General features: G+C 72.3%; 15 protein-coding genes. 10 read left to right on the plus strand and 5 right to left on the minus strand.

All coding sequences use genetic code 11. The features are described 5' to 3' along the window. The first annotated feature begins 28 nt into the window (after positions 1-28). The 7 genes from hemL to ACZ7KX_RS07445 all read left to right on the plus strand — a co-directional run bounded on the left by hemL (position 29) and on the right by ACZ7KX_RS07445 (position 7,235). Entirely contained in the window at positions 29-1,357 is a 1,329-nt protein-coding gene (hemL, locus tag ACZ7KX_RS07415) for a glutamate-1-semialdehyde 2,1-aminomutase (protein ID WP_350521596.1), read from the plus strand. Positions 1,358-1,419: 62 nt separating this feature from the next. Next, the gene (locus ACZ7KX_RS07420) at positions 1,420-2,070 is read left to right on the plus strand and encodes a histidine phosphatase family protein (RefSeq protein WP_396549111.1); all 651 of its coding nucleotides are present in this window, start codon (positions 1,420-1,422) and stop codon (positions 2,068-2,070) included. 302 nt (positions 2,071-2,372) lie between these two features. Further along, positions 2,373-2,990, plus strand: coding sequence for a TlpA family protein disulfide reductase (locus ACZ7KX_RS07425; protein WP_470325717.1), 618 nt, complete (start codon positions 2,373-2,375; stop codon positions 2,988-2,990). After that, positions 2,987-3,760, plus strand: coding sequence for a cytochrome c biogenesis CcdA family protein (locus tag ACZ7KX_RS07430; protein WP_350521594.1), 774 nt, complete (start codon positions 2,987-2,989; stop codon positions 3,758-3,760). The genes ACZ7KX_RS07425 and ACZ7KX_RS07430 overlap by 4 nt, the downstream gene beginning before the upstream one ends. Positions 3,761-3,762: 2 nt before the next feature. Then, positions 3,763-5,565 carry a cytochrome c biogenesis protein ResB gene (resB, locus tag ACZ7KX_RS07435; protein ID WP_470325718.1) on the plus strand — a complete coding sequence of 601 codons (1,803 nt, stop codon included), beginning with the start codon at positions 3,763-3,765 and terminating at the stop codon, positions 5,563-5,565. 3 nt (positions 5,566-5,568) lie between these two features. Beyond that, entirely contained in the window at positions 5,569-6,702 is a 1,134-nt protein-coding gene (ccsB, locus tag ACZ7KX_RS07440; protein ID WP_396549004.1) for a c-type cytochrome biogenesis protein CcsB, read from the plus strand. A gap of 143 nt (positions 6,703-6,845) precedes the next feature. Then, positions 6,846-7,235, plus strand: a complete 390-nt coding sequence (locus tag ACZ7KX_RS07445; RefSeq protein WP_470325719.1) for a hypothetical protein — start codon at positions 6,846-6,848, stop codon at positions 7,233-7,235. Between the two features lie 72 nt (positions 7,236-7,307). On the opposite strand, the gene ACZ7KX_RS07450 is transcribed toward ACZ7KX_RS07445, so the two are convergent. Further along, a complete protein-coding gene (locus ACZ7KX_RS07450; protein WP_470325720.1) occupies positions 7,308-8,399 on the minus strand; it encodes a ScbA/BarX family gamma-butyrolactone biosynthesis protein in 1,092 nt (363 codons plus the stop codon). Between the two features lie 349 nt (positions 8,400-8,748). Here ACZ7KX_RS07450 and ACZ7KX_RS07455 point away from each other — a divergent pair, with 349 nt between their 5' ends. After that, positions 8,749-9,384: a ScbR family autoregulator-binding transcription factor gene (locus ACZ7KX_RS07455; RefSeq protein WP_470325721.1), complete on the plus strand. Its 636-nt coding sequence runs from the start codon at positions 8,749-8,751 to the stop codon at positions 9,382-9,384. 74 nt (positions 9,385-9,458) lie between these two features. Here ACZ7KX_RS07455 and ACZ7KX_RS07460 read toward each other — a convergent pair whose 3' ends face one another. The 4 genes from ACZ7KX_RS07460 to ACZ7KX_RS07475 form a co-directional block, all read right to left on the minus strand. Next, positions 9,459-10,070 (minus strand): ScbR family autoregulator-binding transcription factor, encoded by a 612-nt coding sequence (locus tag ACZ7KX_RS07460; protein WP_470325722.1) that lies wholly within the window; start codon positions 10,068-10,070, stop codon positions 9,459-9,461. Positions 10,071-10,293: 223 nt separating this feature from the next. Next, on the minus strand, positions 10,294-10,503 hold the full coding sequence (locus tag ACZ7KX_RS07465) for an acyl-CoA carboxylase subunit epsilon (RefSeq protein WP_350521587.1): 210 nt from the start codon (positions 10,501-10,503) through the stop codon (positions 10,294-10,296). A gap of 72 nt (positions 10,504-10,575) precedes the next feature. Next, the gene (locus tag ACZ7KX_RS07470; protein ID WP_470325723.1) at positions 10,576-12,177 is read right to left on the minus strand and encodes an acyl-CoA carboxylase subunit beta; all 1,602 of its coding nucleotides are present in this window, start codon (positions 12,175-12,177) and stop codon (positions 10,576-10,578) included. Between the two features lie 452 nt (positions 12,178-12,629). Next, positions 12,630-13,052, minus strand: coding sequence for a PLD nuclease N-terminal domain-containing protein (locus ACZ7KX_RS07475; RefSeq protein ID WP_470325724.1), 423 nt, complete (start codon positions 13,050-13,052; stop codon positions 12,630-12,632). Between the two features lie 92 nt (positions 13,053-13,144). Here ACZ7KX_RS07475 and ACZ7KX_RS07480 point away from each other — a divergent pair, with 92 nt between their 5' ends. Continuing rightward, positions 13,145-14,602 carry a menaquinone biosynthesis decarboxylase gene (locus ACZ7KX_RS07480; protein ID WP_350521584.1) on the plus strand — a complete coding sequence of 486 codons (1,458 nt, stop codon included), beginning with the start codon at positions 13,145-13,147 and terminating at the stop codon, positions 14,600-14,602. Further along, positions 14,599-15,495: a menaquinone biosynthesis prenyltransferase MqnP gene (gene mqnP, locus ACZ7KX_RS07485; RefSeq protein ID WP_350521583.1), complete on the plus strand. Its 897-nt coding sequence runs from the start codon at positions 14,599-14,601 to the stop codon at positions 15,493-15,495. The genes ACZ7KX_RS07480 and mqnP overlap by 4 nt, the downstream gene beginning before the upstream one ends. Positions 15,496-15,584 lie beyond the last annotated feature (89 nt).

Genomic DNA, 15,584 nt, shown 5'->3' on the forward strand with positions numbered 1-15,584 from the left:
GCAGAGGGCAAGGACACGATTTGAGACCATGTCTCCCGTGAGCTACCCCTACGAAGCCCCCCAGTCCCAGTCGCTGTTCGATCGCGCCTCCGTGGTGACGCCCGGCGGCGTCAACTCCCCGGTGCGTGCCTTCCGCGCGGTCGGCGGCACGCCGCGCTTCATGGTGTCCGGCACCGGCCCCTACCTCACCGACGCCGACGGCCGCGAGTACGTCGACCTGGTGTGCTCGTGGGGTCCGATGATCCTCGGCCACGCGCACCCCGCGGTGATCGACGCCGTCCAGCGGGCCGTCGCCCACGGCACCTCCTTCGGCACGCCCGGCCAGGGCGAGGTCGAGCTTGCCGAGGAGATCGTCGCCCGGGTCGCCCCGGTCGAGCAGGTCCGCCTGGTCTCCTCCGGCACCGAGGCCACCATGTCCGCGATCCGGCTGGCCCGAGGCTTCACCGGCCGGGCGAAGGTCGTGAAGTTCGCCGGCTGCTACCACGGTCACGTGGACGCCCTGCTGGCCGCCGCCGGTTCCGGCGTGGCGACCTTCGGCCTGCCCGACACCCCGGGCGTCACCGGCGCCCAGGCCGGCGACACCATCGTGCTGCCGTACAACGACCTGGCCGCCGTCGAGCAGGCCTTCGCCGCCCACCCGGGCGAGATCGCCTGCGTGATCACCGAGGCCTCGCCCGGCAACATGGGCGTCGTCCCGCCGCTGCCCGGCTTCAACGCGGGCCTGGCCCGGCTCTGCCGGGACAACGGCGCGCTGTTCGTCTCCGACGAGGTGATGACCGGCTTCCGCGTCTCCAAGGCCGGCTGGTACGGCCTGGAGGCCGCCAACGAGGGCTGGGCGCCGGACCTGCTGACCTTCGGCAAGGTCATGGGCGGCGGCTTCCCGGCCGCGGCCTTCGGCGGCCGCGCCGACGTGATGGCGCACCTGGCCCCGGCCGGCCCGGTCTACCAGGCGGGCACCCTGTCCGGGAACCCGATCGCCACCGCGGCCGGCCTGGCCCAGCTGCGCGGCTGCACCGACGAGGTGTACGCGCGGGTGGACGCCGTGGCCGCCGAGGTCTCCGGCCTGGTCTCCGAGGCGCTCGCCAAGGAGGGCGTGGCGCACCGGATGCAGACCGCCGGGAACATGTTCTCGGTGTTCTTCACCGAGGCCGCCGTCACGAACTACGACGAGGCGAAGACCCAGGAGGCGTACCGTTTCACCGCCTTCTTCCACGCGATGCTGGCCGAGGGCGTCTACCTGCCGCCGTCCGCCTTCGAGTCCTGGTTCGTCTCGGCGTCCCACGACGAGCGGGCGATCGAGCGGATCGCCGCCGCGCTGCCGGCCGCGGCCCGCGCAGCCGCGGCCGCCACGGCCTAGTCCCTTACGAGCCCAGGAGCAGTCGAGAAGTGAGCGCCAAAGAGATCACCGTCGTCCACGTGATGCGGCACGGCGAGGTGCACAACCCGGAGGGCGTCCTGTACGGACGCCTGCCGGGCTACCACCTGTCCGAGCTGGGCCGGCAGATGGCCGACCGGGTGGCCGAGGACCTGGCGGGCCGGGACATCACCCACGTGGTGGCCTCGCCGCTGGAGCGGGCACAGGAGACCGCCGAGCCGATCGCCAAGGCGCACGGCCTCGACGTCGCGGCGGACGCGCGGCTGATCGAGGCGGAGAACGTCTTCGAGGGCAAGACCTTCGGCGTCGGCGACGGCTCGCTGCGCAACCCGGGCTACTGGAAGTACCTCACCAACCCGTTCAAGCCCTCCTGGGGCGAGCCGTACCTCGACCAGGTCGTGCGGATGATGGGCGCGATCGGCGCCGCCCGGGACGCCGCGCGCGGGCACGAGGCGGTCTGCGTCAGCCACCAGCTGCCGATCTGGATCGTCCGTTCCTTCGTCGAGCGCCGCCGGCTCTGGCACGACCCGCGCAACCGGCAGTGCTCGCTGGCCTCGCTGACCAGCTTCACCTTCGAGGGCGACCGGATCGTCTCGGTCGGCTACCGCGAGCCGGCCCGCGACCTGCTGCCCGCGCACCTGGTGGGCAAGGGCCGCAAGGGCGACAAGCCGGTGGGCAAGAGCTTCGGCGCCTAGCCTCCGGCACGGGCGGGCGAGCGGTGCCGCCCGGCGGCGTGCGACCGGCGTCACCCCCGGCGTGCGACCGGCGTCACCCCCGGCGTGCGACCCGCGTCACCCCCGGGGGCGACCGGCGTCACACGGGGGCGTGCGAGCGGCGTCACACGCCCGCGCGCACGGCGGGTAAGTGGTGCGTAAGTATGACTTCGGGTCACCCGGCGTACGCCGGGTGACCCGATTTCGTTGCAGGTCAGAGGGGGTGCGACGCGCAAGGCAGGACCCCCCCGAACCTGCCCGGAACTCCATGCGAAACTTTTCACATGTCTGCCATGACGCGCCCCCGTCCCCGTGTCGCCGCAGCCGCCGTCGCCACCGCCGCGGCCGCTGCGCTCGCCCTCACCGGCTGTTCCTCCGCGGGCTCGTCCGGTAGCGGCGACGGCCAGGTCGGCTTCGTCACGGTCAAGGGCACCAACCTGTCCAAGGTGGACGTGGGCAAGCGCGGGGACGCGCCGGACATCTCCGGGGACACCCTGGACGGCGCCCAGGCCAAGCTCTCCGACTACCGCGGCAAGGTCGTCGTGCTGAACGTCTGGGGCTCCTGGTGCGGGCCGTGCCGGGCGGAGGCGAAGAGCCTGCAGGCCGTCGCGGACAAGTACAAGGACCAGGGCGTCCAGTTCCTCGGCATCAACACCCGGGACACCGAGAAGGGCAACGCCGTCCGCTTCGAGCAGGAGCAGGGCGTCACCTACCCGAGCATCTTCGACCCGGCCGGCACCCAGCTGCTCAGGTTCCCCAAGGGCAGCCTCAACTCGCAGTCCATCCCGACCACCCTGATCGTCGACCGCGACGGCAAGCTGGCCGCCCGCGCCATCGGCGGCACGACCCAGGACGCGCTGGAGTCGATCCTCCAGCCGGTGGTCGCGGAGCAGAAGCAGTGAGCCTGCCCCAGCAGCTCGCCGACAACACCGGAACGCTCCAGAGCGGGGCGCTGCTGGTGGCCGCGCCGATCGCGCTGGCGGCCGGGCTGGTGTCGTTCTTCTCCCCGTGCGTGCTGCCGCTCGTCCCGGGCTACCTGTCGTACGTGACCGGCTTCTCCGCGGCCGACCTCGCGGACGCGCGCGGCGTGCGGCGCGGCCGGATGGCGCTCGGCGCGACGCTCTTCATCCTCGGCTTCACCGCGGTGTTCGTCTCCGGCGGTGCGCTGTTCGGCCAGTTCGGCGACACCCTGCAGGAGCACAAGCGGGTCATCTCGATGGTGCTCGGCGCGGTGACCGTCGTGATGGGCCTCGCCTTCATGGGCCTCGTCCCCGGCCTGAGCATGCGCGAGGTGCGCTCGCACCGCCGCCCGGCGGTCGGTCTGCTGGGCGCACCGCTGCTGGGCGTGGTCTTCGGCGTCGGCTGGACGCCCTGCCTCGGCCCGACCATCGCGACCGTCCAGAACCTGGCCCTGAACCAGGCCGACGCGGCGCGCGGCGCCATGCTGATGACCTTCTACTGCCTGGGCCTCGGCGTACCGTTCATCGTGGCCGCGGTGGCCTTCCGCCGGGCGCTGGGCGCCTTCGGGTGGGTCAAGCGGCACTACCCGCTCGTGATGCGGATCGGCGGCGGCATGCTCGTCGCGGTCGGTCTGCTGCTCGTCACCGGGATCTGGGATTCCTGGATGAGTGAACTGCAGTCCTGGACCGCCGACTCCTCGATCGGAATCTGACCGTGAGCAACACCACGACCGAGACCGAGCAGCCGCCGGCGCCGGACGACGCCGCCGCCGAGCGGCTCAGCACCGCCCCGGTCGAGTCCGACGGACCGACCGGCATGGGCGCGTTCGGCTGGGCGCGCTGGATGTGGCGTCAGCTGACCTCGATGCGGGTCGCCCTGATCCTGCTCTTCCTGCTGTCGCTGGCCGCCATCCCGGGCTCGCTGATCCCCCAGTACCAGAACGGCCAGGGGCAGCTGAAGGTCGAGGCGTGGAAGGCGCAGCACGGCACCGTCGCGCCGATCTACGAGAAGCTCCAGCTGTTCGACGTCTACAGCTCGGTCTGGTTCTCCGCGATCTACATCCTGCTGTTCGTCTCGCTGGCCGGCTGCATCGTCCCGCGCACCTGGCAGTTCGTCGGCGTGCTGCGCTCCCAGCCGCCGGCCGCGCCGCGCAACCTGACCCGGATGCCGGTGCACGCGGTGTGGCGCACCGAGGCGGACGCCGCCGCGGTGAACGCCGCCGCGCACCGGCTGCTGCGCAAGCGCGGCTTCCGCGCCAACCTGTCCGGCGGCGCGGTGGCCGCCGAGAAGGGCTACCTGCGCGAGGTCGGCAACCTGCTCTTCCACCTGTCCCTGTTCGCGCTGCTCGGCGGCTTCGCCTGGGCCAGCCTGGCGTCGGGTACGGGCGGCAAGCTGATGGTCGAGGGCGAGGGCTACTCGAACACCATCACGCAGCTCGACGACTTCAACGGCACCCGGTTCTACGACAACCAGGACCTCGACCCGTTCTACCTGAAGCTGGACGGCTTCACGTCGAAGTTCCAGACCAAGGGCGACCAGATCGGCGCCGCCCGGCAGTTCACCGCGAACGTCGAGTACTACTCCGGCAGCGACTCGTCGAAGCTGAAGAAGTCCACGATCGAGGTCAACCACCCGCTGGAGATCGGCGGCAGCAAGGTCTTCCTGATCGGCCACGGCTACGCCCCGGTGATCACCGTCCGCAACGGGCAGGGTGACGTCGTCTACCAGGGCGCCGTCCCCTTCCTGCCGCAGGACGCCAACCTGACCTCCACCGGCGTCGTGAAGGTGTCGGACTACGGCACGGGCCCCGACGGCACCAAGACCCAGATGGGCTTCTCCGGCTTCTTCCTGCCGACCGCCCCGCTGAGCTTCGAGGGCACCGGCCCGGTCTCGCTGTTCCCCGGCGACGCCGCCCCCGAGCTGGTGCTGAACGCCTTCGCGGGCGACCTCGGCACCGACTCCGGCCTGCCGCAGAACGTCTACCAGCTCAACACCCGCAAGCTCACCCAGCTCACCCAGGACGGCCAGCCGGCCAAGGCCCGGCTCAAGCCCGGCCAGGGCTGGACCCTCCCCGACGGCTACGGCTCCGTCACCTTCGAGGGCTACAAGCAGTGGGCCAGCTTCAACGTCTCGCACCGCCCCGGCAACGCGATCGCGCTGACCGGCGCCGTGCTGGCGATCCTCGGCCTGATCGGCTCGCTGTTCATCCAGCGCCGCCGGATCTGGGTGCGGGCGGTCGCCCTGCCGGGCGGCGGCACCCAGGTGGAGCTGGCCGGGCTGGCCCGCAGCGAGTCGGCGAAGATCGCCGAGGAGCTGGCCGAACTCGCGGTGGACCTCCAGGACGACGCCCCGGCCACCGAGGCCGACGACGCCCCGGCCTCCGAGGAGGAGGACGGAGCCGCCGCTCCGGCGGAGGACGGCGCCGCCTCCCCGGCCGGGGAGTCCGCCGTGCCCGACGACCCCGAGGCCGAGGCCTCGGACCCCGCAGTCCCTGCCGACCAGAACTCCAAGGAGTAGACGGTGCATCTCGCCTCGGCGGTCGACCCACAGCTGGCCGACCTCTCCAACAAGCTGATCTATTCGGCGATGGTGGTCTACACGCTCGCCATGTTCGCCCACATGATCGAGTGGACGTTCGGCAGCAAGGGCGCCGTCGCCGTCCGCTCCAAGGAACAGGCGGGCACCCTGGGCGAGACCGTCGCCGCGGCCGACGGGAAGAAGGCCGCGAAGACGGTCACCGTCACCGTCGCGGGGGCCGGCGGCGGCACCACCACGCTCACCCGCACCGCGATCGCGGGCGAGGGCGCGACGGTGGTCACCAGCGGCCGCGGCGCCGAGGAGGAGGACGGTCCGGGCGCGGCCGGCACCAACGAGAAGGCCGACATGGCCGGCCGGATCGCCGTCTCGCTGACCGTCCTCGGGCTGCTGCTGCACGGCGGCGGCATCGTCGCCCGCGGCCTGTCGGTGTCCCGCTGGCCGTGGGGCAACATGTACGAGTTCTCCTGCGCCTTCGCCTTCGCGATGACGGCCGCGTACCTGGTGCTGCTGGCGGCGAAGAAGAACGTCCGCTGGCTCGGCCTGCCGGTCGTCCTCGCGGGGCTGCTGACCCTCGGCATCGCCACCACGGTGCTGTACACCGACTCGGAGCAGCTCGTCCCGGCGCTGCACTCGCCGTGGCTGGCGATCCACGTGTCCACCGCGATCTTCTGCGGCGGCGCCTTCTACGCGGCGTTCATCGCCACGCTGCTGTACCTCGGCAAGGACTCCTTCGACAAGCGGACGGCGGCCGGCCTGACCACCGGACCGCTGGGCACCTCGGCGTCGATCTGGCGCCGGCTGCCCGCCGCGTCGACCTTCGACAAGCTGTCCTACCGGATCAACGCCCTGGTCTTCCCGCTGTGGACCTTCACCATCATCGCGGGCGCGATCTGGGCCGAGGCGGCCTGGGGCAAGTACTGGGAGTGGGACCCGAAGGAGACCTGGTCGTTCATCACCTGGGTCGCCTACGCCTGCTACCTGCACGCCCGTGCGACGGCCGGCTGGAAGGGCCGCAAGGCCGCCTACCTGGCGCTGGCGGCCTTCGCCTGCTGGCTCTTCAACTACTACGGCGTGAACATCTTCGTCACCGGCAAGCACTCCTACGCGGGGATCTGACCGGGGCGCAGTCACCCGACGGCCCGGCTTTCCGCAGGAGGTGGCCGGGCCGAGGTGCGACAGGGGTAGTTCGTGCCGGCCGCGTCCGCGCCGGTACGGGGAGGAACTGAGGAGGAAATCGCGCAATGGAGTGCGACGAGGTCATGCTGACCGTCCGAATCACCGCCGGCGAGCAGCTGCTGCTCCGCCGGCTCGCCCAGGGGCACCGGAGCGACGTGTCCGAGGTGGTGGCGGACGCCCTGCTGGACATCATCCCCACGCTCAGCGCGCCGGGGGACGCCTACCGGCTGCTGGGCGCGCTCGCGATGCCGGCGCCGTGCGCCCTGACGGTCTGGCTGCCGACCGCGCTGGCCGACCTGCTGGTGCCCGGCGCGGCCCGGATCGCGCAGATCACCGACGTCCGGATCGAGTCGGCCAGCGCCGCCCTGGGTGCTGCGCTGCGGCTCTGGCTGGCGCAGGACCCGGTCAGACTGGCGACCAACCTCAGCGTGATGCACGCCGGGCGGCCGTCCTCGGCTCTGGTGGCCGCCTGACGCCCCCGGAGCGGTCGGCCGCCTGACGCCCCGGCGCTGTCGGCGGCCCGGCGGCCCGGGCGGCGGGACCGGTCAGCTGGCCAGCGGCAGCCGGGTGCTGCCGAGGCCCGGCGCGGTGGGACGGCCGTCGAGGGCGTCCCGCCGGGCCGGCACGGTCGGTCGCTCCGCGGGCCCGTCCAACGGCCCGTCCTGCGGCTCGGTGAGCAGCCGGCACTCGGCCGCCGTCCGCCCGTCCTGGACCAGCTGCACCCGTACGGGCAGCCGGCGGCCGTCCGCGGCCGGTTCCGGGACGGCCCGGACGAAGCAGGGCCGGTCCAGCTCGATGTAGTGGTCGAAGGAGGTCACCAGCTCGACCGGCACCACCGGCTCGGGGTGGCGCAGCCGCTGGGCGGCCTGCCGGGCCGCCTCCAGGACCAGCATCCCGGGCACGTGGTCCAGCTCGTGGTCGAACAGCACCGGGTGCGCGGCGTCGGCGCGCAGCAGCCAGGTGTCCGGCCGCAGGGTCGGGCTGAGCACCACGTCGGCGGGCTGCGCACGGCCGACGAGCTCGGGCGCGGTGGGGGCCGGCGGCCGCGGCGCGACGGCGTGCCGTCCCGGACCGCGCAGCCGGGCGTACGAGCTGGGGGACAGCACGCGCAGCTGGCCCGAGCCCCGGCCGATCGGCCGGCCGTCCCGGGTGATCTCGGCGTGCACCCGCAGCGAGGCGAGCTGTCCGTGCCGCATCCGGACGTCCTCGCAGCCGACGGCGAGCATGAGGGAGGCCGGGCCCGCGCCGACGGCCAGACCGGGCAGGCCGGACTCGCCGAGCGCGTAGGAGAGGTCCTCCATCACGAAGTGGTGGCCGCGCGGAACCCCGAACCCGGCGTGGCCGATCAGCAGCCCGGCCTGCCGGACGGTCTCGGCCATCAGCACCGGGTCGTGGTAGCGGTCCCCGGGCAGCCGGTAGAAGCCGTGCAGCCGGGGCCACTGGGCGCCGAGCAGGAAGTCGTACGGGCCGGTGGCCTGCCAGCCGGTGAGGAGGACCTCGGAGACCGAGGCGCGGTGCACCAGGTGCCGGGAGACGGTCCGGTCGTGGAAGTCGTAGCCGGCCCCGGGGTCGGCACCGGGGCCGGGCCCGGGGTGCGCGTAAGCGCCGTGGGGGTCCGGCTCTACGATCGATGGCATGACTGGCCCCCGCTCCCAGGGTGTCGGTCGGGCGGCCGCCATGGACGCCCGAGCAAAACATACATACCACCCGGTTTGTGTTCGGCGACTGGGGTGCCCCGGCCGCGCAGCCCGGCCCGTTCACGCTACCCGCCCCGTGGGCTGGGGCAATGCCCTACGGACGACCGCAGACCTTGGGCGGGGGGCCGTCCCCGCTGGACGGCGGGGGCGACGCAGGCGCTAGATTAGATACCAACCATGCGGTTTCGGTCGCAGCCGTCCGCATGCGAGCGCCGCTCCCGGCAGGGGGTGCGCCGACAGCAGCCGGGCCGGGGGAGGGAACGCGCCCGGTCGAGTCCGGAGGGGGCCAGTGGTCAAGCAGGAACGGGCTGGGCGGACCCGGCAGGCCGTGCTGCTCGCCGCGGCGGAGACCTTCGCGCGGGTGGGCTTCGAGGCCGCCAGCCTGGTCGACATCAGCCGCCGGGCCGGGGTGAGCAAGGGCGCGCTCTACTTCCACTTCGTGTCCAAGCAGGCCCTCGCGGACGGCGTGCGCGGCGCCGCCGGGCGGGAGATCGGCTCGGCCGCGCTGCGGGCCCTGCGCGCCGACGGCCCGGCGCTCCAGGGGCTGATCGACTTCTCGCACGAGCTGGCCCGGATGCTGCGCGAGGACGTGGTGGTGCGGGCCGGCGTCCGGCTCGGCCGCCAGGTGCCGCGCCGGGACGAGAACCGGGACGGCCCGCCGGGCCCGCCCGGCCCGGACGCCACCTGGCGCAGTCTCACCGCGGTCGTCCACCGCCTGCTGGACCGCGCCGCCGAGGCCGGTGAACTGTGTCCCGGGGTGGACCGCCGGGCCGCCGCCGAGCTGCTCACCGCGGTGGCGGCCGGCCAGGTGCTGCTGGCGGGAGAGGAGACCGACCGGCCCCGGGCGGAGGCTGTGCAGCGGGTCTGGACGGCCGCGCTGCCCGCCCTGGTGGCGGCCGGGAACCGGGCCGGCTACCGGGTCTGATCCGCGCCGCTCGCCGGCCGGGCGCGGCCGTGCCGGGCCGTCAGGCGCGCTCGTCCGTCAGGTGCGCCGGTCCGTCAGGTGCGCTCGGCCACGCTCAGCCGGGCGAGCGCGTGCGGCTGGACCAGGCCGGGCAGCAGCAGCGTCCACAGGTCGGCCATCCGCTGGATCAGGTCCTCCCGGCCGGACAGCACCTGGGAGCTCAGCTGGATCCCGGTGACGGCCCCGGTGATCACCCCGGAGGCCGCGGCCAGGTCGATCCCCGGGTGGAGGTCGCCGGCGTCCCGGGCCTGCTCCAGCAGCTCCCGGACCAGGTCCATCCACCCCTGGTAGGCCGCGATCTGCGGCTGGGTGAAGCTGCCGTGCTCGATCGTCAGCCGGATGCTGCCGCGCACCAGCGGGTCGTCCCGGAGCGCGCGGGCGAAGGCGTACCCGAGGTCGATCAGGTTCTGCACCGAGCTGTCCGAGGACGGCTCCCAGCCGGCGATCCAGGCGCCCTGCCCCTCGATGACGGCGAGGGCCAGCTCCTCCTTGGACCGGAAGTGGAAGTACAGCGCGCCCTTGGTGACGCCGGCGCGGTCCAGGATCTCGGACATCGTCGCGGCGGCGTAACCCCGCTCGTCGAACACCTCGGCAGCTGCGAGGAGTACCGCCTGGCGGGTCGCCAGCGCGCGGGCCTGCCTGGCCATCGCAGCCTCCCTGGAAAGTTCTGGTACCTCGGCAGCGACCGATCCCATGGGGCCGACGGGGCGGCGGAGGCACACCGACCGGTAGGCATCCTACCGAGCCGTCCGGCGGTCGGTCCGGCCCGCGCGGAACGGACGGGCGCGAAGCGGGCGTGCGCCGCCCGGGAACGGCCGACGGCCGGTCACCCGGACGGGGCGACCGGCCGTCGGCGGAAGCCGCGGACCGTCAGGCGGCCTGCTGCCAGCTGACCGGCGAGTAGTAGGCCGGGCGGCGCTCCAGGCGCTGCCAGTTGGCGATCGGCTCGATCGGCGCGTTGCCGGCGGCCTGCTGCGCGGCGGCGGCGCGGGCCATCAGAACGGCGGTCAGGGCGGCGAGTTCCTCGTCGGTGAGGCTGCCGCGGACGATGCGGACGAGGGGTTCGGCGGAAGCGGTCATGTCCTGGTTTCTCCCCCGGTGGCTGTGGTGTGGGTCGGCTCTCGGTACGGCCTGCTGCGGTGGACCGCGCTGCTACATCGGCGGGTTGCCGTGCTTGCGGCTCGGCAGGTCGGCGTGCTTCGTGCGGAGCATGGCCAGGGCGGAGGCGATCACCTGGCGGGTTTCGGCCGGGTCGATGACGTCGTCCACGAGGCCGCGCTCGGCCGCGTAGTACGGGTGCATCAGCTCGTTCTTGTATTCCTTGATCTTCTGGGCGCGCATGGCGTCCGGGTCCTCGGCGGCGTTGATCTCGCGCCGGAAGATGACGTTGGCCGCGCCCTCGGCGCCCATGACGGCGATCTCGTTGGTCGGCCAGGCGTAGGACAGGTCGGCGCCGATGGAGCGGGAGTCCATCACGATGTAGGCGCCGCCGTAGGCCTTGCGCAGGATCAGCGAGATGCGCGGCACGGTGGCGTTGCAGTACGCGTACAGCAGCTTGGCGCCGTGGCGGATGATGCCGCCGTGCTCCTGGTCGACGCCGGGCAGGAAGCCGGGCACGTCGAGCAGGGTGACCAGCGGGATGTTGAAGGCGTCGCACATCTGCACGAAGCGGGCGGCCTTCTCGCTGGCGTTGATGTCCAGCACGCCGGCCAGCGACTGCGGCTGGTTGGCGATGATGCCGGTGACGTGGCCGTCGACCCGGGCCAGCACGCACAGCACGTTGGTGGCCCAGCGCTCGTGGACCTCCAGGTACTCGCCGTGGTCGACGATCTCCTCGATCACCTTGCGCATGTCGTACGGGCGGTTGCCGTCGGCGGGCACGAGGTCCAGCAGGCTGTCGTTGCGCCGCTCGACCGGGTCCTCGCTCACCACGGACGGCGGCATCTCGCGGTTGTTCTGCGGGAGCAGCGACAGGAGGTAGCGGACCTCCTCGATGCAGGACTGCTCGTCGTCGTAGATGAAGTGGGCCACGCCGGAGACGCCGGCGTGGACGTCCGCACCGCCGAGGCCGTTCTGGGTGATCTTCTCGCCGGTCACCGCCTGGACCACGTCCGGGCCGGTGATGAACATCTGCGAGGTCTCGCGGACCATGAAGACGAAGTCGGTCAGCGCGGGGGAGTACGCGGCGCCGCCGGCGCACGGGCCGAGCATCACCGAGATCTGCGGGATGACGCCGGAGGCCTTGGTGTTGCGCTGGAAGATGCCGCCGTAGCCGGCCAGCGCGGTGACGCCCTCCTGGATGCGGGCGCCGGCGCCGTCGTTCAGCGAGACCAGCGGCGCACCGGCCGCGATGGCCATGTCCATGATCTTGTGGATCTTCTGCGCGTGGGCCTCGCCCAGCGCGCCGCCGAAGATCCGGAAGTCGTGCGCGTAGGTGAAGACGGTGCGGCCGTGCACGGTGCCCCAGCCGACGACGACGCCGTCGGTGTGCGGCTTCTTGGCCTCCAGGCCGAAGCCCTGGGCGCGGTGCCGGCGCAGCGGCTCGACCTCGTGGAAGGAGCCCTCGTCCAGCAGCAGCTCGATGCGCTCGCGGGCGGTCAGCTTGCCCTTGGCGTGCTGGGCTTCGGTGGCCTTGTCGCTCGGGCCGCGGCGGACCTTCTCGCGCAGCTCGTGCAGCTCGGCGACCCGCCCGCGGGCGTCGGCCGGGACCTCGTGGACCTCGCCGTCGACCGGCGCCTCATGCACAACCGTCATCTCGAACCACTCCAAGGGTGAGGGAACTGTCCGACAGCCAACGTCTGCTGTGCCCCCGGCCGCGAATCACTTTCTTCACTTATGACTGTACGAGGGGCCGTGCGCTGGTTTCGGCGTCGATTCCGTACAAGGTCGGGTTCGTTTAGCTGTGAGGCCTGCACAGAAGCGGTCGGGTCGGAGCCGGTGCGCTCGGTGTTCGTTCGAATACCGGGGGTTGTCGGACAGGTGATGGTCCGATGATCTGAGCGTGAAGGAAAGCGCAGGTCAGGGCCGTCCCTCAGTAATGTAGGCCGGTCGTCTTGGGTGCTGCTCAAGGTCCGCTCAAGCCGGGGGGCCGGGGTGCGGATGTCAGGGTGGGGCGGCGTCCAGTCGTAGGGAAGCGCCAAAAAGGCGACAGCCCACCCGAGGTCGCCCGGGTGGGCTGTTGGAGGTACCCCGCGCAGCCCCCGTGATCAGCTCCTGCGGCCGTCCTCCGGCTCGTCCCGGTCGCGCAGCTCCTGCTCGCGGCGGCGCAGATCGGCCTCCCACTGCTTGAGCATGTCCTCGTGGTCCTTGTCGTTCCTCTTCAACGAGGCGAGGAACTCCGGGTCGTCGTCCGGCGCGAGCGGCCGCCCGCCGCGACCGGGGGCGCGCCCCGGGCCGTCGGCCGCCGGGTGCCCCGGGTGGCTGTCGGGGGTCGCGGCCCGCAGGAAGCCGCGCTGCTTTCCGGCGATCAGCCAGGCGATCGGCCCGAGCGGCGGGAAGAGCAGCACGATCAGCACCCAGACCACCTTCGGCAGGTGCTTCACCTCGTCCTCGGGCGTGGTCAGGCAGTCGACGAACGCCCAGACCCAGAACGCGAGCGGAAGGACGATGGTCAGCAGGATCCGCAACATGGCTGCGATCTTCCCCCAGCGGGCGGCGTGGCGGGCGCCTTGCCGGGGCCCTTGACGCAAGCCAGGCTATCGGGTGGCGGATACTGACAGGCATGGCATACGACGATCTCCGCTCGTTTCTCCGGGCCCTCGACCGCGAGGGCGACCTCAAGCGCATCAAGGCGGAGGTGGACCCCCACCTGGAGATCGGCGAGATCGTCGACCGTGTGCAGAAGGCCAAGGGCCCCGCGCTGCTCTTCGAGAACGTCAAGGGCTCGTCGATGCCGCTCGCGATGAACGTCTTCGGCACCGAGCGGCGCCTCGCCAAGGCGCTCGGCCTCAAGGGCCCGGACGACATCTCGGAGAAGATCGCCGGCCTGCTCAAGCCGGAGCTGCCGCAGGGCTTCACCGGCTTCCGGGACGCCTTCGGCAAGCTCGCCTCCATGGCGCACGTCCCGCCGCGGCACGTGAAGCCCGGCGACGCCCCCGTCCAGGAGGTCGTGCTCACCGGCGACGACGTCGACCTGGACGCGCTGCCCGCCCTCTTCACCTGGCCGCTCGACGGCGGCTCCTTCTTCAACCTGGGCCTCACCCACACCAAGGACCCGGACACCGGCGTCCGCAACCTGGGCCTCTACCGGCTCCAGCGGCACGACCGCCGCACCATCGGCATGCACTGGCAGATCCACAAGGACAGCCGCAACCACTACGCGGTGGCGGCGAAGCGGGGCGAGCGGCTGCCGGTCGCGATCGCCTTCGGCTGCCCGCCCGCCGTCACCTACGCGGCCACCGCGCCGCTGCCGGGCGACATCGACGAGTACCTCTTCGCCGGCTTCGTCGCCGGGGAGCGGGTGCGGATGGTCGACTGCAAGACCGTCCCGCTGCAGGTCCCGGCCGACGCCGAGGTGGTCCTGGAGGGCTGGCTGGAGCCCGGCGAGATGCTGCCCGAGGGGCCGTTCGGCGACCACACCGGCTTCTACACCCCGCAGGAGCCGTTCCCGGCGCTGAAGATCGACTGCGTGACGATGCGCCGCCGTCCGATCCTGCAGTCCATCGTGGTCGGCCGCCCGCCGACGGAGGACGGCCCGCTGGGCAAGTTCACCGAGCGGTTCTTCCTGCCGCTGCTGAAGATCATCATCCCGGACATCGTCGACTACGACCTGCCCGAGGCCGGCGGCTTCCACAACTGCGTGATCGTCTCGATCGACAAGAAGTACCCCAAGCACGCCCAGAAGACGATGCACGCGATCTGGGGCGCGCACATGATGTCGCTGACCAAGCTGATCATCGTGGTGGACGCCGACTGCGACGTGCACGACTACCAGGAAGTCGCCTGGCGGGCCTTCGGCAACGTCGACTACAGCCGGGACCTCACCGTGGTCGAGGGCCCGGTCGACCACCTCGACCACGCCTCGTACCAGCAGTTCTGGGGCGGCAAGGCGGGCATCGACGCGACCCGCAAGCTGCCCGAGGAGGGCTACACCCGCGACGGCGGCTGGCCGGAGATGGTGTCCTCGGACCCGGCCACCGCCGCACTGGTGTCCCGCCGCTGGAAGGAGTACGGACTGTGAGTACGGCGGCCGTCGAAACCCCGGGGCGCACGAAGGCGTTCCTGCGCCTGGTGATGATCGAGCACTCGGTCTTCGCCCTGCCCTTCGCGTACATCGCCGCGCTGACTGCGATGTTCCTCGCCGACAAGCGGGTGCACTGGGGCCAGCTGTTCGTCGTGACGGTGTGCATGGTCGGCCTGCGGACCTTCGCGATGGCGGCGAACCGGATCATCGACCGTGAGATCGACGCCCGCAACCCGCGCACGGCCGGGCGCGAACTCGTCACCGGCGCCGTGTCGTTGAGGACCGCGTACATCGGCTCGGCGGTCGCGCTGGTGGTCTTCCTCGGCGCGGCGGCGATGCTCAACCCGCTCTGCCTGGCGCTCGCGCCGGTCGCCGTGGTGCCGATGGTGGTCTACCCGTACGGCAAGCGCTTCACGGACTTCCCGCAGGCGATCCTCGGCCTGGCCCAGGCCATGGGCCCGGTCGGCGCCTGGCTCGCGGTCACGGGCAGCTGGTCGTGGGAGGCCGTGGTCCTGGGTGTCGCCGTCGGCATCTGGATCGGCGGCTTCGACCTCATCTACGCCTGCCAGGACGTCGAGTCCGACCGCCACGGCAAGGTGCGGTCGGTGCCGGCCCGGTTCGGCATCCCCGCGGCCATCCGGGGCGCGCGCGTCTGCCACGTCCTGACCACGCTGCTGCTGGGCTGGTTCGCGGTCCTGACGCACGCCGGGGCGGCCTTCTGGGTCGGCCTGGCGGTCGTCGCGGGCGCCTTCGTCTACGAGCACACCATCGTGAAGCCGAACGACCTGTCGAAGCTGAACCGGGCGTTCTTCCAGACCAACGGGTTCGTCGGCATCTCGCTGTTCTGCTTCGCCCTGCTGGACCTGATCATCCGCGGCCTCGGGATCTGATCCCGACGACCGGGGAGTCGCCCGTCCTCCGCCTGCGGTGCACGCACCTCGACGCCGTCCCGCCCGCCGGGCGGACGGCGGGGTTCGAG

Source organism: Kitasatospora sp. NPDC038210, from assembly GCF_055600605.1.